The following is a 24016-nucleotide window of genomic DNA, read 5'->3' on the forward strand; positions in this document are numbered from 1 at the left end:
AAGACCGTAAGGTGTTCGGAACGGATCTGTAGCAAACATTTCGTCATGGACGGCGGAGCAACTTGAGCGCTTCAATCGGAGAAAACGCGAGGCCACGCGGAAATGGAACCTCGACGAGACTTATGTAAAGGTCAAAGGCGCGTGGTTTTATCTGTATCGCGCCATCGACAACTATGGCGATACGGTCGAGTTCCTGTTCAGCAAAGAGCGAGACTTGAACGCTGCCAAACGCTTTCTGCGCAAGGCTTTGGCTAAACATGGCAGGCCGGAGCGGATCACGATTGACGGCAGCCATACCAATCGTATGGCCATCACGCAGTGTGATGCAGAGAACTGGTTGCGACGGGGTGGAAAGGCCATCACCATCCGCACCAGCAAATATATGAACAATGCCCATCGAGCAGGATCATCGCCGTGTCAAACGGCGCATTCGATCCATGCTCGGCTTCAAGTCCGAGGCTGCTGCCAGCATCACGCTTGCCGGCATCGAACTCGTTCACATGATGCGCAAACACCAAGGCATCTTCGCCTCAACGAAAGCGCCTTCGCTTAAACAACAATTCACAGCGCTCGAAGAATAATTGTGTCCAAGGTTAAGGTGTGTTCTGCGCTGAAGAAATTTTTGCAACAGATCCGTTATCATTGATGTCCGTCTGCAATGGCATCTCGCCAAAGTGCTCTGTGATTGGGCGCACGCCGCAGCCACACCGTCTCTCCAAGATAAGTTGAACGCAGGTCATTCCTGTCGCGCGAGAAAGCATTCTTCGACAACCGGACTCCCGGACGTTTCTTTTAATGTATTCATGTTTGCTAACGCAGCCTCCCGCTGGCGGAAAAGTTGTCGCAAAGGACCAATGCATCGTGCTGATATATAGAACAAATAAATCATATTGTCCGACATCAGCGCCTTTGAGACAAAACTGGTTTAATTAAGAAGAGAGGATTTTCGGCTCATCATAGCTTTATCAAAGGACGCAAAGATGAGACAGAAACCGGTTCCCCAAACGTCTTCTGCGGAGAAGACGATCAAAGATATCCGTCGTGCCACGCGTAAACATTATTCAGCCGAGGATAAAATCCGTATTGTTTTGGAAGGTCTGCGCGGGGAAGACAGCATTGCTGCGATCTGCCGCCGTGAGGGGATCGCCGAGAGCCTTTATTATAGCTGGTCGAAAGAATTCCTTGAGGCACATAAAACGCAGAAACTGACCGCGCGACAATTTCCTGCGGAACCGCACTTCGCCCGTCAGCGACGCGCCGTGAAGCTGGAAAACATTTTTTGCCAGATCAACCCCGATCACACTCTGGCACATTGCGATGCCGTCTGGGGAGGGCGGCAACCACCCCATCTTATTCCACGCCGAATGACAGTTGAAACCGCGTCCCAGTACCCATTCTCCTTTAGGAGTTTGCGCAGCGCGCTCGCGCAAAGCCTGCAATAAGTCCTTTAGCGTGGGAACGACAGATGGGCGCAGGTCTACATAGGCCATCCATACTCCGAGCGGCAGCAGATGCATATGCGCATCATACAGTCCGGGCATGGCAAAGCGACCGCCGAGGTCAATGCGTTTTGTTTCCAGACCTAATACCGCTCCCAATATCCAGGAGCGGGGTCATGCCCCATCGCCGCGACCTCTCGTACCCAATAACGACTGGTTGGGCAGGCTTCCATGCCAATCAAGCAAGGGGCAGCCCTATATCAATCCCCATTGACGAAATGTTTGCACCCCTGGAAACAATGAGCTTTCGCTCTTTCCAGAGTGGCCTATGTATGCGCTTACACTTGATGTGTGAAAAAATATGCATATATTGTGCATATTGTTGAGCGGAGATTAGATATGGCACAGGCGCAGACAGAACGTGCATATGCTGTGGTTTCAGGCTTTGTTGACAGCCTTCAGGAGCCGCGGACACCCTATATCTCGCCATCGCGGCTATCAAAAGCGCTTGGGGTCAAGGTTGCAAACCTTGCAGAATTGACTGGTGTTCATCGTAATACGCTACGCAATCCATCTTCCGAGCGTTTGCAAGGCAGAATGCGGGAAATGGTGAAGGTAATCTCCGCAGCGGCTGAACTGACTGGCGATCTCCAGAAAGCGATCTACTGGTATCGGAACGAGCCTATTGCTGACTATGGCCATCGCACGGCCGCAGAGCTTGTTGCAGATGGTGAGATAGAAGCCGTTCTGGCCTATGTCAGGGACTTGGAGAACGGAGCGCGGGGATGAAACTCGTCCGTATCGGACCGAAGAACGTTTTTCATCGCTATCTTACACCGAAATGGGCATTCCTTCCAATCAGTGGAGCTGGCGCTGCAGCAGATGGGGGACGTTTTAATCGTCCCGGTGTGGAGGCCCTGTATCTGTCAGTGTCGGCACAGACGGCACTCGAGGAATATCGACAAGGCGCGAGCATTACGCCGCCTGCTACACTTGCTGCCTACACGATTACCCTTGGAGAAGTAGCCGACCTTTCGAAAGGATACGATCCTGTTCATTGGGATGAGGCATGGGCACAATGGGATTGTCCGTGGCGGAAAATCGCTCGCATCGATAAGAAGACGCCGCCATCCTGGAAACTTGCTGACGAAATCATCTCGGCCGGGTTGCGGGGTCTGCTCTTTCCATCCCTTCGGCATGCGGGAGGAACCAATCTCGTGATTTTTTCAGCTAATCTTGTGGCTGGAGATGAAGTTGCCGTTCACGACCCGGACAATCGCTTGCCGCACGATCAATCATCCTGGCCACATTAACTTCGACCACTTCAGTTAGATTTTTTCAACAGCGAGGCTTTCACATCAATCCTGAACTGGTGTTTTGCCGATACCTCTTCGGTCCCAGGTGCGGAAACCTTGGGGGAACACGTCTTTGAGTGTAGACATAACAAACAAGTCTGGGACCATTTGTACTCCCGAACCTCCGCTGACGTGAGGCGTGGGACATCTTCGTTACCGCCAATGATTCAATGCGGTCATTATTCAAATTGCCACGTTCTGCATTTGGTGTGGAACAACGCAGAAGCCTAATGCGGACCTCTTTTCTCTAATGTAACGGATATGTCCGTGAGCGCGTGTGGCATGGGGAATTCGGTTTGCGGGCGGTTGAGTTATTTTGCGGGGCAGGGGGCATGTCCCTCGGATTGAAACGTGCAGGTATCGAAGTGGTCGGGGCATATGATGCCTGGGATCCGGCGGTAGAGACCTACCGTCATAATGTCGGGCGACAAGTTCACAAACATGATTTGAAAGATATTTTCGCTGTTGCGCCTGCGATAGCCCGAATGGCCCCGGATCTGATCGCTGGCGGACCGCCATGCCAGGATTACTCGGTTGCGGGCAAGCGGGTGGAAGGAGAAAACGCGTCACTGACGCGGGCTTTTGCAATGCTCGTCTGCCTCGCCAGACCACAATGGTTTGCGATGGAAAACGTTCCACAGGTAGCCCGCTCTGAAGCGTGGGCGGATGGGCGCAAAATGCTGGTGCGGGCTGGATACGGATTGAACGAGTGCAGGCTGGACGCTTCATGGTATGGTGTTCCACAACGCCGCAAACGTCTGTTCGTCATCGGACGTCTGGGAGAGCGCCATGGTTTCCTCGATTCAAGCATTGTTAAGGCGCGGTCGGAACGCCAGACGGTCATCAGCGACGTCCTGAATATTCCGGAAGGCTGGGTCTATGCGCGGCCTTTCCGTGCCGGGCGCGGGGTTCGTGGTATCGACGAACCGTTTCCAACCGTGACGCGCACAGCCTGGGAACGGTTGACGGATCGTTATCTGAACAATCCCCATCCTGCAGATCCGGTACCAGCTTCACAGGCAGCAATGCTGACGACCCGACAGTTGGCGATGCTGCAGGGATTTCCGGATGGCTGGCAATGGAAGGACGCAACGCGACAGGACATTCATCAAATGATTGCTAACGCCGTTCCCTCTCCACTGGCCGAAGCGATCGGTCGTGTCATCCTCGCGCGCGAGAACGGTCGAACTATTCCCGAAGTCGAAGGCCGTTTTGTGAACTGGCTGATGGAAACGGGACGCTCGCCCCAATCGGCACGCAATGTCAAGTCGCAGGTCAACCGGGCGCGCCGTCTTTTAGGAGGACGAACATACTCCGATACAGGACTGGAATTGGCCCGGCTGGAACTGAATGCCGAATTCGAAACACTGACGGTTCGGACGAGATCGGATCTGCGTGCCGCTCTTCGTCTTTATGCAGAGTATCTCGATCGCAAAGGCAAAGCTGCCCATTCCCGCATTGCGAAGACTTCAAGAATGGCTGCTTGAGGATACGGATTCATAGAGCGCCTGTACAGGAGGCTGGAGCATCCGGTTGTCCTTTGCAAAGAAGTCAGGCAACTTCCTCATAACCACGTTTGCGACGAACTGCGACAAGTCTGCGAAGAAGTGCGTTGGCGGATGCTTCGTCCAGAACTGTTTGCTGTAGGGATTGTCCAAGTGTCCCGATCCGCCCCCAGGAGCGCATGACGCACCATTCTCCAAATAAATTTGGTTGAATTGATAAGGTGTAGAAGCGCCGCATATTGTTGCGTGGATCAATTTTACGAAAATGTATCGGAAGCGAATGCTGGTTCGACATGGGCTCAGAATCTGACATCGAGGCGAGAGCGTCCAACGCATTTTATGAATCGATCCGGGCTGATCGATTCATGCCGCTGATGCAATCGTAGCGAGGCTATGGCGATATAAAAATCCGGCGCAATTTTACACGCTAGGACGGCAGGCCTCCTAGAAAGGCTAGGTCTGTGCCGAAACGCTGTTTGCCAGGCTTTCGTTACCCGTCTGGCTACGTAGTTGGGCATTTCAGGCCGAGATGCCTTGGGATACGCTGATATGATTTGCCGGTGTGGCAACTCGATTTGACGCTACCGTGTTTCAGCGTGCGGACAATGCGTTTTAACTCTGGATAGTTTGCAATCTTGCGATTCCAGCTTTTGGATTAACGTTGCGGGTATCCGGAAAACCATTGCGAAACCGGATATATCCGATTCATCGATAAACTGCGTTTGAGAGCCGGGAACCGATGCAGGACGGTCCCACCGTGTTCGAGGGAGCGTCAGGAGCGTAGAGCAAAATAATCTGGTCAACAGGCGTTTTCCCGGGCAGGCGTTCCAGATCGAAACGCCGTTTGACGCCATATTCATTCCTGTAGCGGAAAATAAAGCTTCTAAAATGTATATGTAGTGCGGACATGTCGTCATGAGTTGCGGGTAAAGCATAGCAAAGTGTCGGTGCGGCGTTTCAATTTGCCAGCAACGCAAATCAAACCGGGACAATTTGCACTAACCCGTTTCAAAACCTCAGAGAAGCGTTGCGCGTTTCCGCACAAACGTTGCCAGATTCGAGATTTCCGTTTCAGCTACAAACGGCGTTTGCCAGCTAGGCCAAGCGCGGAGACAGGCGTTTTGTGCCAATTGGTTTGCGGCACACCATGGCTGCGAACAGAGCCGATAAACTGGAACATCCGTGACGACAGACCGGTAGAAGACGGAATGGTTGCGTGAATAATAGGAGTGATAGGGGGATGTCGACGTGCTTGAAGACAGCCCCTACCAGTTTGGTGGATGATATGGTGCCTATACGAGCAGGATTAAGGTGCAAGCCAAAGCTGGGCGCAATGAACAGATCACCCGGCGCGAGGCGCTGGAGCTATCGACTGACCGCTTTCAGTCTAAATATACAGACTGAATGAGAAGCTGTGGAAGAGAGCTATACCAAGGTTCGGCATTGCTATTCTCTCGTAGCTCACCAGGTCGATAGCGTAGACGTTCTGCTTTTTCGTTCGGTAGGATTAAATGCGTTCAGCCCATTTTTTGGATCAATTGACGCCGGGCGATACCGCCGTCTGAGGGCTGTTTGAGCGAGGCTTGACGGTCGTATCCAGTACCCGTTGACAAAATTCGTCGTCGCGCAGGATTGCGTGGCCATTCAGAACATCCAGAAGCAAGGAATCGAATTGATCACCACGAGCGTTGAACCGTTCCTGCACATAAGAGGTTTTAAACTTCATTCCAAAATAGACGCATTGCTCCGCGTCCGACCATGTTGGATCGAAAACCTCACCTTCACTGTTAACGAGCCAGGCGTGGTGCAGCGGGATCGGCAATTCGAGATCGCAAGCGTAGCCTTCGACATAGCAGAACTGCTCTCGACGATGGTTGCGAGGCAAAATCACTTCGGCTTGCACATTCGCAAAACACGCCTTGGGAATTGAGAAACGGGCGTTTTCGGGTTGTGCCGATACACCCCAGAACTTGCCATGAGACAAGAGGGTGGTGGCCACTCCCCAACCCGGTTCTGTATCGGCAGAATCCGTTATGTATTTCTTGAGAAGCGTGGCGATGGCCACCAGGTCCCCGCTATAAATCTGCATAAAATAATCCTTTTTAGTAATATAAGCCCGATGGTAATTGGTCGTCGTATGTAAAATGACATCACCAAAAGAAAGGGTAGGCAAGCCCTGATTCAAACAAACTTCCGAATGGGGCGTGATATTGGTTGCACCGGGTTTTTATGAACGGCGATGTAATTGCGCTCCGGACCATCCATAGCCATAACAGACCTTGACCTCCTTACCGAACGTGCCTCCATGATCAGTTCCGGTGCCATAGTCAGATGGGCTCCAGGGCCGACTGCTTATCCGTTTTTCTTTTGCCGAAGCCCGCGATTTCCGCATGGTAATGTTCAAGGGTCGCAACCTGCTTTGATCTGGTCTGTGGCCTTATAATCGAAGAATTGTAAGCGCGTTTTTGTTGTCGCATCTGTTGCGAAGAGTACCATTGCTTGCCGTGACTGAAGAATGGCTGCAGAAGCAGCGACCTTGTTCCAGCAACATCTGGAGTTCAAATCGATCGTGGTGATGCGAACGGCGTTTGCGGTGGCCAGCCCTGCGCGCGATACAGATTGTAATGATTTCCCCGCACTGCATCTGGAATTGTAGGGCTGGCAAAATGACGTGCAGACACATCAATCCAGATTGTGGGCAAGTCACGTAGACTTTTTCCGATTTGCAGTAACTGGATTCTCAACTCGAGATTTGCGTTACAGAGTTACGGGCGAACGTTGCTGAACCCGAGATTTCTGATTCTGCGTCAAACGCGGTTTGCGGGCAGACGCGGGGTGGTGAAAAATATGCTTTGCGCCGACGGTTTTTGAGCTCAAGCTTTGATTATGGGTACGTAATCTGGAGAAGCCATGGTATCGAGCAGGCAGCAGTCGGAACGTTTGCGCAAGCAGCGCGAGCGACAGAAGGACTATCGGGATCGTCTGAGAGCAGAGCGCAAACCGACGCGCGACGACATTGCGCGGATCGTGCTGCATTTCATGGTTCTGCTTGCATCAGAGGCTGATGACCCGCGCTCTCTTGATCAGCTCATCAATCGCGTGCTGGAAGCCTTGAAAGAGCAGGGGTTCGATGAAGACGCTTCTCTGGACGTCCTTGATGATCTGATCGCCAAATATACCAAAACGAATTGGGGTTTCCGTCGCAAGGTACATCTGAAGTCTGGCAGGGCTTCTGATGAGACCAAACATTGAGCATCGTTTTCAAAACCATCTTGCGTTGATTTCAACCTGGCGATTTTACAAACGTAGTTTGTTCCTTTTGTCAGTTCTCCCCCCATTACTTCGTGAAACGCTGTTTGCACATGAATCGGATTTCTCGAGATTGGCGGCGACATGGGATCGTTGAAGGCTGTGCAAGCAAACAGCCCATTGTTGGGATCATCCGTGGCTGCGGCATCGCTTTTGCAGGTCAGCCTGCTGCTGAAACAGGTTCTATGGCCCAGCCTGTGGATAACTTTCAAGGTCCACATTCAGGCTTCCTCAGGTGTTCATCACATCGCAAAAGGCTGATGGCCACTACGTTTTTTCACTATTTTAGTGAAGCGGAAAAAGCCGGTGATATCCGGGACTTAGGTAAAAATGCTGTCTTGGGATCTTTTTTCATTTTGGATCCTTGCGGCGCGTTTGAGATCCTGCAATAGTCACTTTGTCTGATTGATCAGACGCCTCCATTCCGGTGCTGGAACACCAGAATGGAGACTAACTTAGCCTGCCAACAACAGGAGCCAAGCTTATGCTGGTTATTATCGACATTCGTCCCGGATTAAAAGATCCACGCCCTGAATTCGATGTCAGCATGGCGGCTCGACAGCGGAAATAATTTCCGCCCCTAACGCGTTCGGCGCTCTTTAAAGCCCGAACTCCCAATTTCCCATTCTGGCGCTCTGGTCGTGTGCGTTTGCGCGCAACGTCACGGTCTTTGCTGTCTTCAAAATCTGACGCTGCTTGCACAGGCAAGCGCGACCGATCTTTCACACCCATTTTGCTCCGGCGACCAACAATCACTTCGGGGAAGGAGAACTTATGTTTGCAGAAACCGTTATTGGCTACATCGACCTGATTGAACACAAGATTCCCGTGCGGAGTTTCAAGCAGGAACTCAATGCCTCTCTCCATTTGTCCTGGCTTTTTCACCGGATTGATCAAGCCCATGACCGGGATAGCCGAAAAAGGGCGGTGCGGGATGTGCTTTTGCGCTGGGCAATTTGGAATGAAGGCGAAAAGATTTTTGGGCATATCGAAGAAGCATCAGCGCGCGTGAGGGTTTCTGGTGATGTGGCACCGGCACGGTCTATGCCGATTACGCGTGATACGCTTAATCATGTGACCGAGTCTGTTGCGTCAAAATCAGTTCCGGCTAAAACCGACATCGAGATTGCTGCTTCAGCGCTTCCGGCAAGACCCTATGCTTTTGATTTGCTGGATTATGATGCGGAACAGAAACAACTCCGCGTATTGAGTATGGTATACGGTATCAGCGTGCACAAAGATACGCTCTGTCAGTGGCGCAATGAAGTATCGGCTATGCCATCGGCTCTGACGCGTCTGGCGTCACAATATTATGGCATCGACATCGAACAATATGAATTCGCGCTGATTGATCCGTTGCTCAATGAAAGCCAGGCCGAGGAAGGGATCTGGGCACTGGCTGATCTTGATCGGCTGATCGGCGTACCGGGGGTCGCAAAGAAAGCCCTCAATGTACAGGAAGCTCTTAGGGAAGAGCTTATCATCTGGATTGGCGACACATTTGCAAAAACGGAAGCAGAGCAAGCACGGCTGATCAATAAAGAGATTGCGAAGATTGCGGTCGAAGCCATCGATAGTGCGTCTTTACCGCAAGTTCAAATCCTGATGCCTGATCACGCGTCGCGTTGACGAGATGCCGCTGGAGCGGTTCTGGCTAAAACGGAGTCGCTGAAGCCGCACTGTTTCCATGCTGTATGCATGTCTCGATCCCAAAACCGGTTGCCGCTTTTCGGGATATGCTTAGGAATTCACTCTTCTATCCATGAGGTCGCTTCATGACCATTTCACCACCCGGCGCAAGCCGGCTTGGGCGGCATCTGCTTGCCCGCCTGAAACATGCTTTGTATCGCGACGTGCGACAGGTTTTCTGCGAACTCGATCTATTGTCTCACACTGAAGTCGACGTTGATGGATTTTTCGCGATGCGCTTCGATATGCCGGACCCGGCGTCCGACCCCGGTGACGAATATAGACCGGCCATGCTTCTGACCGGTCATCCGGTTCATGATCTGCGTGTCTTGAACGCTCATCTCGGTGGGGGCTTGGATCTGGACGCTTCCGGCGTGAGAGACCAGTTCGCTCTCTCGATGCCGTTTCCAGTGTTCCTGACCGATATGCCCCATGCTCCCGTCGAGCGAGCATATCTTTTGAAACTCCTGCGCTGCTTTCGTGTCGAGCCAGATATTGGCGATATCGCAGTGTGTCATCTGCTGGCACGCGCTCTGGAGGAGGGGAGTTTCGGGCAAAACCACTTGATGGAGTTTTCACGCAGACAATCCGGGCTTGTCATTATACGCACTGATATCGAGGGCTTTGAAGATATCCTGCTTCGGATGTTGAGCGAGCAACGGCTTTATCGCGGGCACGTTGTGGTGCGGCCCCTCGAGCATTGGGGAACGACAACGATCCGGCAGTTAAAGCGGACAAGGGGCCGCCTCCGTCCGGCAGATGTCATTATCAATACTATCGATGCTGATGGGTTTGAGAAACTCGCATTGATCGACGAAGACAGCATTGGGGATGCACTGTCACGCGGCGAATGGCTTCTCGGTATCGTTGATATGCAATACGAGATTCCAGCCAAACTCAAGGTGCTAGCAGACGTTGTCCTCGATACCCGTGTGCTTGACGGCGCTCTTCTCAACAGGCTGCTCGATACGGTGACGACGCACGATGCCGACACCGTTTTTCCCGAGGAGTTCACACTCGGTTCATTACGAGAGCTGAGACACTCGTTCAGGGAAGCCAGCACACGCCAGGAAACCTTCGCCTATTTGCTGGCCCAATGGGAATTGGAGGGGAGAAAGCAGGCACATCCGGTGCAGGAGCAGAAAGAGGCAGATAAAAAGAGAGATAAGGCCGATGATAAAAACCCGTTCTCGACAGGAGAACGCGGTCGGCATGGCAGAAAGATTGTTTCCGACAGCCGATTGATTGAACCTGAAGCGCTCGATGCTGGCTTCAGTGATGTCGGTTCTGCAGAGAGCGCCATGCGTCGAACACCAACTCTATGCGTGGAAAACCTGTCTGGCTATGGCGAGGCGGCTGAATGGGCGCTGGCGCTCAAGGAAGACCTTGCATTGTGGACATCAGGATCGCTCGCCTGGTCTGACATCAGCACTCGGCTGCTTCTGTCTGGCCCACCTGGCACCGGCAAGACCACTTTTGCACGGGCGCTGTGTAACAGCCTGCGCGTTCCTGTCCTTGCGACCTCTATCGCAACATGGCTGCGAATGGGTCATCTTGGTGATGTGTTGCTGCGCATGAAGAGTGCTTTTGAAGAAGCGGCGTCTCATGCTCCGGTCATCCTGTTTATTGACGAGATCGACAGCATCGGGCGACGACAGGATCCATCCCGCGATTATGCGGATTACTGGAACGCTGTCGTCAATCAACTGCTGGAATTGATGGATGGTGCCGTCAGACAGGAAGGCATCGTCATTGTGGGTGCCACCAACCGGCCCGACGATATTGATGAAGCATTGTTACGGTCAGGACGGCTGGAAACTCATGTCCGGATACCAAAACCTGACACGGATGCATTGGTCGGCATTCTCGCGCATCATCTGGGTGCCGATCTCGATGCTGTGCTGGAAACACGACAAGCGGAGCAACAGCGATGACGGCTTGCAAATCAGATGAACGTCTCAGGAGCTTGCGCGATCTGCGTTCTCTGGCGTTAAAGGCACAGGGCATGACGGGAGCCGATATCGAGCGGATTGTCCGTCAGGCTCGCCAGCAAGCGCGTCGTAAGAAGCGTCAGCTTACATGGACGGATATTGAAAATGGCATTGTTGGCAATCGCAGGCTGATCCTGCCGGAAGAACGCTGGCGCATGGCGGTGCACGAGGCAGGCCATGCACTCATCCGTCATGTGCTACAAGTCGGCCATCCGCTGACGCTCAGCATTGAAGAACAGGTGGGGCTCGGTTTTGCAATGGAGCGTCGCAAGCATATTCCGCTGGAAAAGGATTGTGAAGACAATCTTGCCGTGATGCTGGCGGGGAGGGCGGCGGAAGAGCTTGTTCTTGGGGATGTCTCTATCGGCTCCGGGATACGACCGGGAAGCGATCTGGCGAATGCAACTGATCTGGCGCTGGCAATGGAAACGACATACGGCTTTGCCAGGAAACGGCCATTGCTGTTTTGCGACGGCGTGGCACGACGGGAACTGCTCCATGCAAACCATCCTGTCACGAACCGTGTCGATGAGCGGCTGCAAAAAGCCTATGACGCCGCCTGTCACGGACTTGTCCGTTACGAGGCAGCGCACAGGACGCTTGCCGGGACATTGCTCGAACATGGCGTTCTGGAAGGTGAAACCGTCACTGCCATTCTCAACGATGCCGTCCAGCGACAGGATCAGCAAAGTGGTCAAGCCATGGTGAGCGCAGTGGATAGCAGGCCTCACGAGACGAGATCACCCGGTCCGGCCTGAGCGGTCGCCCCGACCGTCGCCCAGCTCAGCCAACAATCCGGACTTACCAGAAACGCGCTCGTCTGCTCGAACGCGAACGATCCCGCATATCCAATGAAAGGAAAATCTCATGGCAATTATCGCAAACGATGGTGCAGTCAACCGGGAAAGACTTGCAGCAGAAATCAAGGCCCTCAAGGCGCTTGTTCATGATCTCGAACGCCTGCTCAATGGAGAGCATCCAGATCCCAGGGAACTGGCGGATGCGCCATTGATCAACAACTGGGATTTTGATCGTCGGGATGCTGTATGCCTTGTCGGCACATTCCTAGGTCATCCGCGTCTGGGGCGCATCGTTCCTAACGGCATGACCTCTGAACTCTGGTACATAAACCCGGACGAAGGATATGCCCGTACATTCAGCCGTTTCTACAGGCTCGGTAAACCAGCCCGGTTTCGAGGCGACAAGCGGTGAAGCTGGTCTGTAAGAGCAAGTCGGAAGCGTATTGGGAGAGTAAATTAGGTCAGGACCATGTTGTCGAGCGGGGAGGAGTGAACCGACCCGCTTAACGGCTCCGAGGATTGTACTATCAAAGCGGCTACAAGTGGACCAGGCAACAAGCTACATCGATCCTGCGGATTTTGTCCACAATTTGGGAACTCGCAAAATTCCCAAATTGATAAATTGCTGACTTTTGGAGGCTGTTAGTGTGACGTTTTCATCTTGCGGGGCGAAGCGAAGCGTTGGGCCTCAGGATTGATGGATTTTGCTCCCCGTTTCTTAGCTCGATCGATCTTCCAGGCAACATAGGCCTTGGCGCGTTCTGTCATGGATCGAGGGACAGGAATACCGTGTTCTCTCATTTTGCTATGCGCCCATTTTTCAGCCTGCAATTCTTTTACGTGCACTGGCAATTTTGATCCGCTACCGTGAAGATGAGCATGGGCACACTCATGTAAAAAAATGTAAAGGCTTTTGCGTGTGACTGGCTGCGGGGCTTCTATTTGGCGCAAGCTACCGCGATGAACCCCCGTCAGGTTTTTCCTGAATTTTACAGTATAACCTTCCGGAACATATGAAATGCCGATTTGATAGAACCTGTCGGCAGCAGCGCGGCGGGCGGCTTGTAATTCCAGGCCTGTCATGGGTTTGATAGCGGGATGGGCGGACTTATTATCAATCATCAAATACTCCTTGTTTTAAAATGACTGAGCATCAGCTTAAAAATACTGACTTTTAGATTAAAGCATAAAAAGCTAACAATATCAAATAGTTGTAAGCATAAAGGCCGCTGAAATGCCTTGAAACAGGTATATATTGCCCTGTTTCCCCCCCCCTTAAAATTGAAAATAATGACATATTGTCGCACTTCTTCTGAAGAAGGAATGCGAACCGTTCAAAGGTCGATTTGACGAACAAACTGAATCAATAAGCCGGCTACGGCTCGCCGTGACCGTGACAGACGAAGCTTGCGGAAACTGTTACCTCAACCTCAGCCTAAACTTCAGCGACGACAACGGTATATGACCGAACCCCGTGCCATCAACTATTACTGTCACTGTTTTCCAGGTGAGACTATTGCCGAGGCTGGGTGGCTATATTCCTGGTTTCCGCCAAGCTCGGTTTTTGAATTCTTTCATCGGCGTTCCTGACACTGTTTGCGCCGGTGGATTATTGGTCTCACAATATGTCTATTGGCTGGTTGGAGATGATAAAATGTTAAAAGAAATTCCATGGGACATGTATGGCGAGAACGCTCAGGTTCTTGATGAAGCGGACATTCCAGTTTGTGAAGGCTGCGCCTATTTTTGTATCTTGAAATATGAAGGTATCGATCAGCTGATCTCACGGTTACGTATTTTCGATCTGGATATGCGGTTTCACTATATGCTCTACGGTCATTTTTCAAAAATTAATGCGATCATCCTTGCTGGTAGCTTACCGTCCGCGCGCGAAGAGTTCGATGGCGTGCGTTGTCAGGTTGGTCAGCTCGAAGTCAGTAGTGGGAGCTTTTATGGAACCGCCCCCATGACCCCACCTGCAACCAAATACGCACTAAAAGTGGTGGATCCAGGTAATACGACGCTCGCTCGAAATGAGATGTACACGGTCTGGGGCTTCGGAATCCGTCCTTGTTCCACGCATGAAACTGAAATCGCCTTGTTTCCAGAAGAGGAAGCGGTGCGTCGAGCGATCGAAAGCGTCGCCGAATACGATTGTTCGATCGACGATGAACGGCGTGAAGAAGATCAAGGACGTTTGGCTCCTTGAAGAAGGGATGACCGCAACTGGGTATGAGAAAACATACATCACGAATAAATCCGTGATGTCGAAATCAGCAACAACAAGCGGTAACGACCACTATGTCGTAGGAATTAACAATATACATAATAAAACAATATGTTAGTAAAAATCAGATAAGATTAATTATGGAACTAACATTGCCGTTCAGATGGCATTTACAAAAGCCTGCTATGTTGACAGCGCAAAAAGAAATCGTGCGGCTACGGCAAGAAGAAACAGGCCGAATGCGATCTCCAGCGCCCGCCGGGACATGGCATGGGCGAGGTAGACGCCGGTACGTGCTGTGAGAAACGAGGTCGGCACCAGAAGCACAAATCCCAGTAATGAAACATATCCCAGCGCATCGACCGGCAAGCCGGATTTGCCCCAGCCTGCAATGATATAGCCAATGGTTCCGGGGATTGAAATCAGCACCCCGACCCCTGCGGATGTAGCGATTGCCTGATGGATCGCTTTGCCGTGCAGGGTCAGTATGAGGTTGGAAATTGCGCCACCGCCGATCCCCATGAGTGCTGAAAGTGCACCGACAATCAGGCCATAGATGCGTAGCAGCCAGTCTGACGGTAATTCCTCACCTACACGCCAGCCTTTTCCGCCGACGAACAATTTTATCGCAATTACGCTGGCAACCGCAACGAAAACGAGTTGAAACACCCAAGGATCGGCAAAGCTTGCAACGGATGTGCCCGCCAACACGCCCAGGATGATGGGAAGCACCCATATTCGTAGCAGTTTTGTGTCAACGGCGCCGCGCTGATAATGGCCCCATGCGGATCTGAGCGAGGTGGGAATGATGATGGCAAGCGACGTTCCGACCGCCAGGGGCATGGCGACACCTTCTTCAAGCCCCATGAAACCAAAGGTTTCATAAAGTACTGGCACGGAAACTGCGCCGCCGCCTACGCCGAACAGCCCTGCCAATATTCCGACCACCGCGCCTGCAAAGATCAGCAGGATCGCGATCATTATAATGGTTTGCATTTCCATGCCGATACCCCGTCCCGCAATCCGGCGCGCCCGTCCATATTCAATCGGCGCTGAAGTTTTGTTCAAATATTTGCAAGGTGCGCTGGTAATGTTCCGTCAGGCATTCGACGGCTTCGTCAGAGTTGCCGCCCAGCGTCGCATCCACGATTTTCTGGTGCTCCTCATTATTGCGGCGACGCGGATAGCTGTGCGTCATGGCGATATGACGATAGCGCTCGTTCTGAACCATCATATCATCGCAGAAGGCCAGAAGAATCGAGGAGCCGCAATTTGCGATCAGTGCGCGATGGAGCGCACGATGCCGATCCTCCCATTCCGGATTGACTGTCATGACAGTGGTTTCACCAACCGTCTCGCTGAGTTGCGGGGGAGTGCGCTGGAGCCGGTGATTGGCAAGGACGATGGCATCTTCCCAGTCGTCAGTGCGACGAGCGATCGATTCCGCCAGTGCCTTGCCTTCCAGCCAGCAGCGGGTTTTCACCAGTTCGCGAAAAAAAGTGATCGAAATCGGCGGAACAAAAAATCCGCGCAGATCCTCCCTTTCCACCAATCGCTCAGCCGACAGACGATTGAGAGCCTCGCGCACCGGATTTGTTCCCGCACCATAACGCGCGGCGATCTGATCGATCTGCAACTTGTCGCCTGGACCGAGCAATCCCAGAATTATATCCCGCTTCAACGCATGATAGACCACGGTCGCAGCGGTCTGTTTTTCTGTTTTTCTTTCGGTCAATGCGTCGTTCAAGATAATCTCGCCCTTTATACGCCTGGAAGGAGCGGCGCGCCCTAACGATGTTCATCTATGCCGGACACGCTGGCGCGATGCCAGAATACCAGCTTGCGTTCAAGCCATATGATGGACCAGAACAGCAGATAGCCCAGAAGACTGAGATAGAGAATAAGCGAAAATACCCGCGGCGTTTGCAATTGCGAGGCAGCAACGCGTATGAGTTCTCCAAACCCCTTGCCGCCGCCGAGGAATTCGGCCGTAATGGCACCCGCCATCACCCCGACCGCCCCGATTTTAAGGCCGGTGAAAATCTGCGGCAGGCCGGAGGGAACTTTCATGCGAAACAATGTCTGCCATCGGCTGGCGCCCAGCGAGCGAAACAACATGCGGGCATTTTCATCCGCAGCATAGAGCCCCGCGGCTGTTCCTACGACGATCGGAAATGTCGCCATAAACGCAGCCAGCGCAACCTTGGAAGAAATACCAAATCCCAGCCATGCGAGAAATAGCGGTGCAAAAGCCACTTTCGGCATGGTGTCGATAGCAACCAGATAGGGCAGCACCGCTCGTTCGCCGAAAGTTGTTTCCCCCACAAGGGTGCCAAGCGAGAAGCCAATGGCGATGGCAATCGCAAAGCCCAGCAGCACTTCCTGAAAGGTCACCCAGAAAGCCTTGAGCATATACCCGCCCGAGAGAAGGTTCGTGCCGACCACAATGATGTCGCGGCCCACTTCGACGGGTGAAGGCAAAATAATGCGCGAAACAATCTGGAAACTGCTCAGTGTCTGCCAGAACAGCAGGCAGATTGCCAGAAGACCGAGCATTGCCACTGCGCGCGGAATCCGGTCAATCGGCGTCACCTTCTCCGTCCAGACGGTTTCCGGAAAAGTCTCGTCTGTGGTGACAACCGGCTGCCCCATGGGGCGGTGATGCAGATTTGTTACCTTCATATCTCAGCCGCCCCATCATCGAGTTTCGTGCGGATATAATGAACATAAGCCCCGAATTCGGGAGAAACCATCATCTCCAGATTACGGGGGCGGGGCAGATCGATTTTGACCGCCTCCGAAAACCGGCCCGGTCGCGGCGACATGATATAAACCGTGTCGGACAGGAACACCGCTTCAGGTATCGAATGCGTGATCAGGAAGGCAGTGGCATTGCGTGTCATGCAGATGCGCTGCAATTCAAGGTTCATGAAATCGCGCGCCAGTTCATCGAGTGCGCTGAACGGTTCATCCAGCAACAAGACACCGGGTCGGGTTATCAACATCCGGCAGATCGCCGCGCGCTGCGCCATGCCGCCGGAAAGCTGGCGCGGATATACCTGATCAAAACCTTTGAGGCCAACAAGTTCGAGCAATTCGCGCGCTTCGGTCGAGCGGCTTCTGGCTGCCGCCTTTCCGTCACGAATTTCAATAGGAAGTAGAACATTATCGAGGGCGCTCAGCCATGGAAACAACGTTGCCTGCTGGAACATCATGCCGATCTCGCGGCGCGGTCCCAGCACTGGGTCTCCTTCCAGGATAACGCTGCCGGTACTGGGCGGGGTAAGGCCGGCCATGATCTTCAGCAAGGTGGATTTGCCGCAACCCGACGGCCCAATAACGGATGAGAAGCTGCCCTCGTGCAGATCCAGCGAAACCGCATCCAACGCGCGGATACTTCCCATACCGTAAGACTTGCTCACGTTGCGTAGCTGGTAAACAGGCCGGCGCCGAGGGCCAACCTGTTGCCGTACTTTTTCTGTCGCGCTTTGCTCCATGTCAGCGCGCCGTGTTCCACGTTTCGACAAACTGGTTCGAATAAGCGGCATCAAGGTCCTTTAACGGCGCATCAAGCGCTCCGCTGTCCACAAGGCTGTCTTGCCATTTCACCCATGCTTCCGGCGGAAGATAGCCAATCAGATCATTCGAATCGAGCGGCAGAACGCGGCTCTGGATACCATCCAGCAAAGCACTGGAAAGTGTCGCATCCTCTCCTTCCTGGGGATTGGCAGCAGCATTATGGCGCAAGACCGCCTCGCGGTTAGCCGGGTCCATGCCAAATTTTGTCGCGCGTACCAGTGCACGTCCGAAACCATTCAGCGCATCTTTGTTGTTCTCGAGAAAATTGCGCTTCACCGCCCAGCCATTGCCAAAATAAGCAAAATAGGGTTCCGGGGTGATTTCACGCAATGGAATCCCGCGTGCCTCGATTATTGCGGAATCCGCCACTGCGGCTGCATATGCGGCCACTTCCTTGTTGAGCAAAGCTGCCGCAGCCGTCCCGCCATCGCCGATGGCCAGAAATTCATAGTCTGTTCCCTCGGTCAGCCCCAGATCATTCATGATACTGCGGGTAAAGCCGACTTCGGCCCCATCCGCAGTTCCCACGCCTATGACGCTACCCTTGAGATCGGCCGGGCTCTGCACAGCGGAATCTTCCGGTACAACCAAACCGAATACCGACTTGGCAAAATGATTATAGATAAAAACAATATCCTCGCCGCGTGCACGGGCGCCTAGCAGCGGAGCCGGGCCGGGCTGTCCGATATCGGCCTGCCCGGACGCCAGAAGCTGTAGGACCGACGCCGAACCATTCACCGCCTGAATATTGACTTTCAGACCCTCATCCGAAAAGTAGCCCTCTCCCACTGCGACATGAAGCGGAAAATTATTAAGTGCTGATGGATTGGGAACGACAAGTGTCAATTCCCGGGTTTCCGCGACAGCAGCGCCCGCATTGAAAGCCGCCAATGCAAACCCGATCGCCGCGACCCAGCTTTTCAGTCCAGTCATCGATAATCCTCCCGTTTGTGTGCCTGTACGAATGAGCCGTTTTCGCCTTTGCGGCTTGTTGTGGCATTCGAATGAGACTCGTCTTTTCCTCGTAAGACATATCTATAATCTTGATCATGTATCATTTGATGTCAACGGATAATAATCTATTATGCTTCTTGATAATTGGATAATCTATGATGTAAGGATAATACATTATCTTTATCCGCTATGCAGGAGGAGTGCGGCGCAATGACAATCCAGAAACATGTATTTGAAGTTCCCCCGGTAGCAGCCATACCCGTTACCGGAAGCGACGAGCTTTTCCCCGTGCGTCGTATCTACTGCATTGGCCGCAATTATGTGGCGCATGTCGAAGAGATGGGAGGGCAGGCTGATCGTGATCCGCCATTGTTCTTCCAGAAACCGACAGATTCTGTGGTTCTGACCGGTACGGAAATCCCGTATCCGCCAAAAACCGACAACTACCACCATGAGGTTGAGCTGGTTCTCGCAATCGGCAAAGGTGGACGGAATATTTCGGAAGCAGACGCAATGAGCCATGTCTGGGGCTATGGCGTCGGACTCGATATGACCCGGCGCGACTTGCAGGGAGGCAGTTCGGGCCTGCCATGGGAAATTGCAAAATCCTTCGATCGATCCTTTCCGGTCGGAGCATTGACCCCGGCTAGCCAGACAGGTGACATCACCAGCGGCCGTATATCGCTCTCGGTCAATGGAAAGGTCGTACAGGATTCAGACGTATCGCTGTTGATCTGGAAACTGCCCGAGATCATTGCGCGCCTGTCCGAATTTTTTGAACTGGTGCCGGGTGATATCATTCTCACGGGCACGCCGCATGGCGTGGGTCCGGTGGTTCCGGGTGACAAACTCGTCGCTACCTTCGATGGGCTTGCTCCACTCGAAATCAGCATCGGCGCAGCGCTCTGATCATGGCTCCCGCCACCTCATATGCTGTTCCGGAGGGTGTTTTAGCCCGCCTCGCCAGTTTTTCTACGGCGACCATATATGAGGCGGCGGGACGCATCGGGGCGCTTCCTGCGAGCATTCGGCCACTTGACCACCGGATGCGGCTTTGCGGCCCCGCTTTCCCGGTGCATTGCCCCGCTGGCGACAATCTCGCTCTTCACCGCGCAATTGCGGCAGCCTGCCCCGGTGAAATATTGCTCGTTGATCATGAGGGCACACTTGACGATGGTCCCTTTGGCGACATCATGGCTCATGCCTGCCGCGCCCGCGGCTTGTCCGGCCTGGTTATTTCTGGCTGCGTTCGGGATTCAGCGGATCTGATACGCATGGATTTCCCGGTCTTTTCGCTTGGCATTTCGATCCAGGGTACGAGCAAACTTGTACAGGGCTGCGTCGGAGAACCTGTCCGGATTGGTGACGTTGATATTTCCCGTGGCGACATCATAGCTGGCGATGCCGATGGTGTCGTTATCATTGCCAATGCGCAATGTGCGGCGGTCTGCGAGGCTGCGGCGAAACGGGAAGAAGATGAAACCATCATGCGCAATGCAATTGCCGATGGTGCGTTGACGCTGGACCTGCTACATTTGCGCTAGCAACTTCTGTGGTTGCCGCACGTTGTGCAAGTGACTTTAACTTCTGGCTCATGTAATCGAGTGTGATCTTCTATCATGCCTGTTCTTGCGGCGTTTTCAATTGATTTGATATTCGATGCTATGACCCGAACGCCAGCCTGCTCATTTTCGATATCACCGCTTTCCCGCCGAGATTGTCGCCCATGCGGTCTGGCTCTATTACCGGTTTCCGTTCAGCTTTCGCGACGCCGAAGATCTGCTTGCCGAGCGCGGTATTGAGGTTTCGTTCCAGACCGTCTCGGATTGGGCTACAAAGTTTGGCCGTGCGCACCACCCACAGAACCGCTTCGATGAAGCGCCGGTTGTCGCCGCCGCTGCGTCCAGGGTCGGTCGGCTTACCCAGACAATGCGGTTCCATCTTCGCCCATTGGGCATCTGTTAGTATAAATCGTTCCATCCGAAGCTTGAATCACATCCAAACCTCAGATGGAATCCTGAATCTCAACAGGTCTTAGTGTGTCTTTTCAGCAAATCACCTGACCATGGGCCTAACGCAATCACAGCGTTCTGTGCCTCAACGTGCCGGCCCTCAGCTGACAGCCAGCGCCCGCTTCCACGCTTCTCGCTCAAGGTCATTGCGTCGCCTCGAACAAATGTACCGCCTCGGCTGATAAAGAGGTCTCGATAGGCTCGCGTGAGTGCTCCCGGATCAACACACGTTCAAGCGTCGGTCCAGTGAACGGCGCCTGCCATTTGAATTCGAAGATTTGGCTCCTCAGTCGCCAACTCGCGACCGTCAAGAATCCGGAAGCCAACACCATACTGTGTTGAAAGTCTTTCAGCATGCAAACGACCATTCTCAATGCCGCTTTGGCTGCGATAGGCATCGCGGTATCCATCGCGCCTGATCAGATGCTCGGCATTTGCGGCCGCGATTAGAGTACCGTGATCCTTGGTCGCCTCTTGGATGAGGACACGAAAGGTCTCGGAAATCGACGATCGCCGGAGTTCCGGTAATAGCCGAATATATATCGGAGATTGTGAGGCAGGGCTGTAAAGCCAGTGCTCCTTATTGTGACCGCCATTTTTTTGCGCGTTCGACCTCATTTTGCGTCTTAAGCTTTCAGACTCTTTATTCCTTGCGCGAGATGCCTTTATTGTTATTCAGCACCTGTCTGGCGATATGATCTACCATGTCGTTCTCCTTTGAATAGGCGCCTCTCACCAACAGAGAGTCCGCCGAAGGAGTTTATTTGCTTTCATTTGGGTTAAGAGATGCAATCAGGCTAATCAATTGAGGTTCGTCTACCAAAAGTCCCGCTTCGTCGGGAGAAAGCCATTTGCGCTGGCGCTGCTTGTATTCTGGCCATCGTGCATTCTCACGTTGAACATACAAAGGATAAACGCTCACCTTCACCGGAATGAACACCCTCTTCAGGCGTTTCCAATAAAGATAGTGGCCGATTGTCGAACGAGCGACCTTGCCTTCAATTCCGGCTTCTTCCTGTGCCTCGATGCGAGCGGTATCCGCCAGACTGCGCTTTTTCATTGGCCAACCTTTCGGCAAGGTAAATCTGCGCGTCCTGCGCGATGTCACAAGCATGATTTTAAGGCTGCCATTTTCAAACCGATAGGGAAGTGCAGCCCCCTGCTCGATCTCCTGACCAGCCTTCGCTCGTCGAATTCGCTTCTTCCATTTTCGATTGCCCATCGATACATCCTTAGAGAGCATCACCCCCATAACCGCAATCATTGCGTTCTGTTCCATTGAAACAAAAGCGTGGTTTCGCTGTTGGGCTATCATTGGATAAGGACAAAACTACAATGCACGATACAATGCAAATGAATTGCATCACCGCCTGTTTAGAATACTATGGAATGGAAGAATGTTCTCTGCAAGTTTGTTGCTTTGCTCCCCCAAAACCGGACCCGCGTGAAACCTTGCCACGCTTTTAAAGATTGCCTTTGTGATCCCTGATCCCTCATTTGGGAACAAATAGCTCTCGCGAATGGTTTCTGATCGAGGACTATCATGGAGGAAAGAAAATGGATCACACTGCTCACATCCGTCTGACGAACGAGGAACTTACGCCTGCCAATATCGAAGGTGCGACTGTATATGGTGCCGATGATGAGAAGGTCGGAACTGTGCATCATGTCCATGGAGCGGGCAGCGGAAGCATGGTCATTGTCGATGTTGGCGGTTTTCTTGGAATTGGGGCCAAGCCCGTCGCCGTGCCAATCAGCAATCTTGATTTTATGCGCGACGAGAATGGCGAGGTTCACGCGGTTACCGGCTGGACCAAGAATCAGCTTAAGGAAATGCCGGAGCATCGCGATTGACCAGATCAAAAACCCGGGAAATGCCCGGGTTTTTGCCTTACCGATAAGAAAAAAGTTCCAGATCAGAGATTGTTCTGCCTGTGATTGCCGAGGTGATAGCCTGCGATGCGATCATCGCGAATGTAATTCCATTGCCGCCAAAGCCCATTGCGGTAAAAATACGTTCATATCCGGGAACACGATCAATGATCGGGAGTCCATCTTTCGTGACCCCGAAGGGGGACGACCAGACATATTTGGGCTGGCCAATATCGATGCCCGTAAGTTTCTTCACCTTTTCTTTGATGACAGCCGCCTTGTCCGCCAATTTCGTTGGATCGGCATTGCTATCTTGCGCTTCCTCATCCTCGCCGCCGGCAATAATGCGTCCAGATTCATCTGTTCTGAGATAAAGATAAGGATCGGCTGCTTCCCAGACGAGCATATTCCCCATCCACAGGGGAAGATCGCTCATCGGTTTCGAAGCCAACGCCCAGGTCGACGTTATTCTGTGCGATTTTGTCTCCATCTGGGGCAGATATTCGTAGCCCGTACAAAATACCGCATATTCAGCAATCAGAATCTCGCCTTGGCGGGTGGCCAGAGCGACGCCTGAGGACAACTCTGCCATATCGGTAATCTCGACCGGAGAAACGATCTGCGCCTTGCGTGTCAATGCTGCGCGCAAGAGTCCCGCAGCCAGTTGAGCCGGATTGGCTGATGCGGACGCTTCCGACAAGATAGCGGCAGTCCGGTCCAAACCGAAGCGCTCAATCAGATCAGTACGTTTGAGATAATTGGCCTTGATTCCAATTTTGTTGCGCTCCGTAGCCTCGTTAGCGAGCGCCCGCGCTCCCAATTCATTGCCTGCCAGATAAAGCGCAGGTTTAAAAGACATTTTACACTCGATATTAAGCTTGAGGGTCAAATTAACTAGGTCTCCCACGGCTTGCACCGAGCGCAGCCACGCGGCGTCGGCCCGTTTTTCTCCGATTTTCTTGCGTAAGCGCGTCAATGGCACATCTATTTCATGTTGGATCATTGCTGTCGACGCCGAGGTCGAGCCGCGCACCGGGAGTCGCCGGTCCACAATCAGAACGCTCTTGTCGGCGCGAGTGAGCGCTTCAGCCATCAGCGCGCCCGTGATGCCGGCTCCGATAATAATAATATCGAAACGCTCGCGGGAGAGACGCCTGTTTGCCTTAACTGTGGAATTTGGCGTTTTTATCCAGAAAGGTATACCGGTGTGCAGGTTGTCTTTACGTGTCGTTGCATCACGATCAGCCATGAACAAACTGCTCCAAGGGACAAACCGCAATTTCA

At 52.9% G+C, this 24016-nt stretch carries 26 protein-coding genes and 5 pseudogenes; 17 read left to right on the forward strand and 14 right to left on the reverse strand.

Features of this window, described 5'->3' with window-relative positions:
* Positions 1 to 61: 61 nt before the first annotated feature.
* Positions 62 to 581 (forward strand): annotated as a pseudogene (locus DKP76_RS17330) (IS6 family transposase); the annotation flags it as partial.
* Positions 582 to 980: 399 nt separating this feature from the next.
* Positions 981 to 1196, forward strand: a pseudogene (locus DKP76_RS17335) (transposase); the annotation flags it as partial.
* A gap of 234 nt (positions 1197 to 1430) precedes the next feature.
* On the opposite strand, the pseudogene DKP76_RS19885 reads toward DKP76_RS17335, so the two are convergent.
* Positions 1431 to 1541, reverse strand: a pseudogene (locus tag DKP76_RS19885) (hypothetical protein); the annotation flags it as partial.
* 297 nt (positions 1542 to 1838) lie between these two features.
* Here DKP76_RS19885 and DKP76_RS17345 point away from each other — a divergent pair.
* From DKP76_RS17345 to DKP76_RS17355, 3 genes are all read left to right on the forward strand, one after another.
* Positions 1839 to 2228 carry a hypothetical protein gene (locus DKP76_RS17345; protein ID WP_109707933.1) on the forward strand — a complete coding sequence of 130 codons (390 nt, stop codon included), beginning with the start codon at positions 1839 to 1841 and terminating at the stop codon, positions 2226 to 2228.
* Entirely contained in the window at positions 2225 to 2752 is a 528-nt protein-coding gene (locus DKP76_RS17350) for an RES family NAD+ phosphorylase (RefSeq protein ID WP_109707934.1), read from the forward strand. The genes DKP76_RS17345 and DKP76_RS17350 overlap by 4 nt, the downstream gene beginning before the upstream one ends.
* Positions 2753 to 3069: 317 nt before the next feature.
* The gene (locus tag DKP76_RS17355) at positions 3070 to 4281 is read left to right on the forward strand and encodes a DNA cytosine methyltransferase (protein WP_280953602.1); all 1212 of its coding nucleotides are present in this window, start codon (positions 3070 to 3072) and stop codon (positions 4279 to 4281) included.
* 64 nt (positions 4282 to 4345) lie between these two features.
* Here the strand turns inward: DKP76_RS17355 and DKP76_RS17360 are convergent, their stop codons facing one another.
* Positions 4346 to 4594, reverse strand: a complete 249-nt coding sequence (locus DKP76_RS17360; RefSeq protein WP_109707935.1) for a WGR domain-containing protein — start codon at positions 4592 to 4594, stop codon at positions 4346 to 4348.
* Between the two features lie 1239 nt (positions 4595 to 5833).
* The gene (locus DKP76_RS17365; RefSeq protein WP_109707936.1) at positions 5834 to 6484 is read right to left on the reverse strand and encodes a hypothetical protein; all 651 of its coding nucleotides are present in this window, start codon (positions 6482 to 6484) and stop codon (positions 5834 to 5836) included.
* A 330-nt stretch (positions 6485 to 6814) separates the two neighbouring features.
* Between DKP76_RS17365 and DKP76_RS19285 the strand changes: the two genes are divergently transcribed.
* From DKP76_RS19285 to DKP76_RS17390, 7 genes are all read left to right on the forward strand, one after another.
* Positions 6815 to 6955 carry a hypothetical protein gene (locus DKP76_RS19285; protein WP_158279465.1) on the forward strand — a complete coding sequence of 47 codons (141 nt, stop codon included), beginning with the start codon at positions 6815 to 6817 and terminating at the stop codon, positions 6953 to 6955.
* A 254-nt stretch (positions 6956 to 7209) separates the two neighbouring features.
* Entirely contained in the window at positions 7210 to 7551 is a 342-nt protein-coding gene (locus tag DKP76_RS17370; RefSeq protein WP_109707937.1) for a hypothetical protein, read from the forward strand.
* A gap of 110 nt (positions 7552 to 7661) precedes the next feature.
* Positions 7662 to 8000: a hypothetical protein gene (locus DKP76_RS19095; protein WP_146198945.1), complete on the forward strand. Its 339-nt coding sequence runs from the start codon at positions 7662 to 7664 to the stop codon at positions 7998 to 8000.
* Between the two features lie 382 nt (positions 8001 to 8382).
* On the forward strand, positions 8383 to 9237 hold the full coding sequence (locus DKP76_RS17375; RefSeq protein ID WP_109707938.1) for a hypothetical protein: 855 nt from the start codon (positions 8383 to 8385) through the stop codon (positions 9235 to 9237).
* A 146-nt stretch (positions 9238 to 9383) separates the two neighbouring features.
* Positions 9384 to 11231 carry an AAA family ATPase gene (locus DKP76_RS17380; RefSeq protein ID WP_109707939.1) on the forward strand — a complete coding sequence of 616 codons (1848 nt, stop codon included), beginning with the start codon at positions 9384 to 9386 and terminating at the stop codon, positions 11229 to 11231.
* Positions 11228 to 12046: an ATP-dependent metallopeptidase FtsH/Yme1/Tma family protein gene (locus tag DKP76_RS17385; RefSeq protein WP_109707940.1), complete on the forward strand. Its 819-nt coding sequence runs from the start codon at positions 11228 to 11230 to the stop codon at positions 12044 to 12046. The genes DKP76_RS17380 and DKP76_RS17385 overlap by 4 nt, the downstream gene beginning before the upstream one ends.
* 109 nt (positions 12047 to 12155) lie before the next feature.
* Complete coding sequence (locus DKP76_RS17390; protein WP_109707941.1) at positions 12156 to 12500, forward strand: DUF6634 family protein; 345 nt, start codon at positions 12156 to 12158, stop codon at positions 12498 to 12500.
* A 230-nt stretch (positions 12501 to 12730) separates the two neighbouring features.
* Here the strand turns inward: DKP76_RS17390 and DKP76_RS17395 are convergent, their stop codons facing one another.
* On the reverse strand, positions 12731 to 13210 hold the full coding sequence (locus DKP76_RS17395; protein ID WP_109707942.1) for a hypothetical protein: 480 nt from the start codon (positions 13208 to 13210) through the stop codon (positions 12731 to 12733).
* A gap of 394 nt (positions 13211 to 13604) precedes the next feature.
* Here DKP76_RS17395 and DKP76_RS17400 point away from each other — a divergent pair, with 394 nt between their 5' ends.
* Positions 13605 to 14297 (forward strand): hypothetical protein, encoded by a 693-nt coding sequence (locus DKP76_RS17400; RefSeq protein ID WP_146198946.1) that lies wholly within the window; start codon positions 13605 to 13607, stop codon positions 14295 to 14297.
* A gap of 201 nt (positions 14298 to 14498) precedes the next feature.
* Here DKP76_RS17400 and DKP76_RS17405 read toward each other — a convergent pair whose 3' ends face one another.
* From DKP76_RS17405 to DKP76_RS17425, 5 genes are all read right to left on the reverse strand, one after another.
* Complete coding sequence (locus DKP76_RS17405; protein ID WP_245410271.1) at positions 14499 to 15311, reverse strand: sulfite exporter TauE/SafE family protein; 813 nt, start codon at positions 15309 to 15311, stop codon at positions 14499 to 14501.
* Positions 15312 to 15357: 46 nt separating this feature from the next.
* On the reverse strand, positions 15358 to 16062 hold the full coding sequence (locus DKP76_RS17410) for a GntR family transcriptional regulator (RefSeq protein WP_199224849.1): 705 nt from the start codon (positions 16060 to 16062) through the stop codon (positions 15358 to 15360).
* Positions 16063 to 16103: 41 nt separating this feature from the next.
* Entirely contained in the window at positions 16104 to 16997 is an 894-nt protein-coding gene (locus DKP76_RS17415; RefSeq protein ID WP_109707945.1) for an ABC transporter permease, read from the reverse strand.
* The gene (locus tag DKP76_RS17420; protein ID WP_245410272.1) at positions 16994 to 17719 is read right to left on the reverse strand and encodes an ABC transporter ATP-binding protein; all 726 of its coding nucleotides are present in this window, start codon (positions 17717 to 17719) and stop codon (positions 16994 to 16996) included. Before DKP76_RS17420 ends, DKP76_RS17415 begins: the two co-directional genes overlap by 4 nt.
* Before the next feature lie 94 nt (positions 17720 to 17813).
* Positions 17814 to 18827 carry an ABC transporter substrate-binding protein gene (locus tag DKP76_RS17425; RefSeq protein WP_109707947.1) on the reverse strand — a complete coding sequence of 338 codons (1014 nt, stop codon included), beginning with the start codon at positions 18825 to 18827 and terminating at the stop codon, positions 17814 to 17816.
* A 231-nt stretch (positions 18828 to 19058) separates the two neighbouring features.
* Here DKP76_RS17425 and DKP76_RS17430 point away from each other — a divergent pair, with 231 nt between their 5' ends.
* The 3 genes and pseudogenes from DKP76_RS17430 to DKP76_RS17440 form a co-directional block, all read left to right on the forward strand.
* Positions 19059 to 19757, forward strand: coding sequence for a fumarylacetoacetate hydrolase family protein (locus DKP76_RS17430; RefSeq protein WP_109707948.1), 699 nt, complete (start codon positions 19059 to 19061; stop codon positions 19755 to 19757).
* Between the two features lie 2 nt (positions 19758 to 19759).
* Positions 19760 to 20392 (forward strand): RraA family protein, encoded by a 633-nt coding sequence (locus DKP76_RS17435; RefSeq protein ID WP_109707949.1) that lies wholly within the window; start codon positions 19760 to 19762, stop codon positions 20390 to 20392.
* A 172-nt stretch (positions 20393 to 20564) separates the two neighbouring features.
* Positions 20565 to 20693 (forward strand): annotated as a pseudogene (locus tag DKP76_RS17440) (IS6 family transposase); the annotation flags it as partial.
* Between the two features lie 57 nt (positions 20694 to 20750).
* Here DKP76_RS17440 and DKP76_RS19780 read toward each other — a convergent pair.
* The 4 genes and pseudogenes from DKP76_RS19780 to DKP76_RS17460 all read right to left on the reverse strand — a co-directional run.
* Positions 20751 to 20828, reverse strand: a pseudogene (locus DKP76_RS19780) (hypothetical protein); the annotation flags it as partial.
* Positions 20829 to 20872: 44 nt separating this feature from the next.
* The gene (locus DKP76_RS19890) at positions 20873 to 21043 is read right to left on the reverse strand and encodes a hypothetical protein (protein ID WP_109707950.1); all 171 of its coding nucleotides are present in this window, start codon (positions 21041 to 21043) and stop codon (positions 20873 to 20875) included.
* The gene (locus tag DKP76_RS17455; RefSeq protein ID WP_146198947.1) at positions 21004 to 21258 is read right to left on the reverse strand and encodes a hypothetical protein; all 255 of its coding nucleotides are present in this window, start codon (positions 21256 to 21258) and stop codon (positions 21004 to 21006) included. Before DKP76_RS17455 ends, DKP76_RS19890 begins: the two co-directional genes overlap by 40 nt.
* A gap of 362 nt (positions 21259 to 21620) precedes the next feature.
* Entirely contained in the window at positions 21621 to 22139 is a 519-nt protein-coding gene (locus tag DKP76_RS17460) for an NUDIX hydrolase (protein ID WP_245410273.1), read from the reverse strand.
* 278 nt (positions 22140 to 22417) lie between these two features.
* Here DKP76_RS17460 and DKP76_RS17465 point away from each other — a divergent pair, with 278 nt between their 5' ends.
* On the forward strand, positions 22418 to 22714 hold the full coding sequence (locus tag DKP76_RS17465) for a PRC-barrel domain-containing protein (RefSeq protein ID WP_109707952.1): 297 nt from the start codon (positions 22418 to 22420) through the stop codon (positions 22712 to 22714).
* Between the two features lie 37 nt (positions 22715 to 22751).
* Here the strand turns inward: DKP76_RS17465 and DKP76_RS17470 are convergent, their stop codons facing one another.
* Positions 22752 to 23981: an NAD(P)/FAD-dependent oxidoreductase gene (locus DKP76_RS17470; RefSeq protein ID WP_109707953.1), complete on the reverse strand. Its 1230-nt coding sequence runs from the start codon at positions 23979 to 23981 to the stop codon at positions 22752 to 22754.
* Positions 23982 to 24016 lie beyond the last annotated feature (35 nt).

This window comes from Falsochrobactrum shanghaiense, from assembly GCF_003149535.1.
Classification (GTDB): Bacteria; Pseudomonadota; Alphaproteobacteria; order Rhizobiales; family Rhizobiaceae; genus Brucella; species Brucella shanghaiense.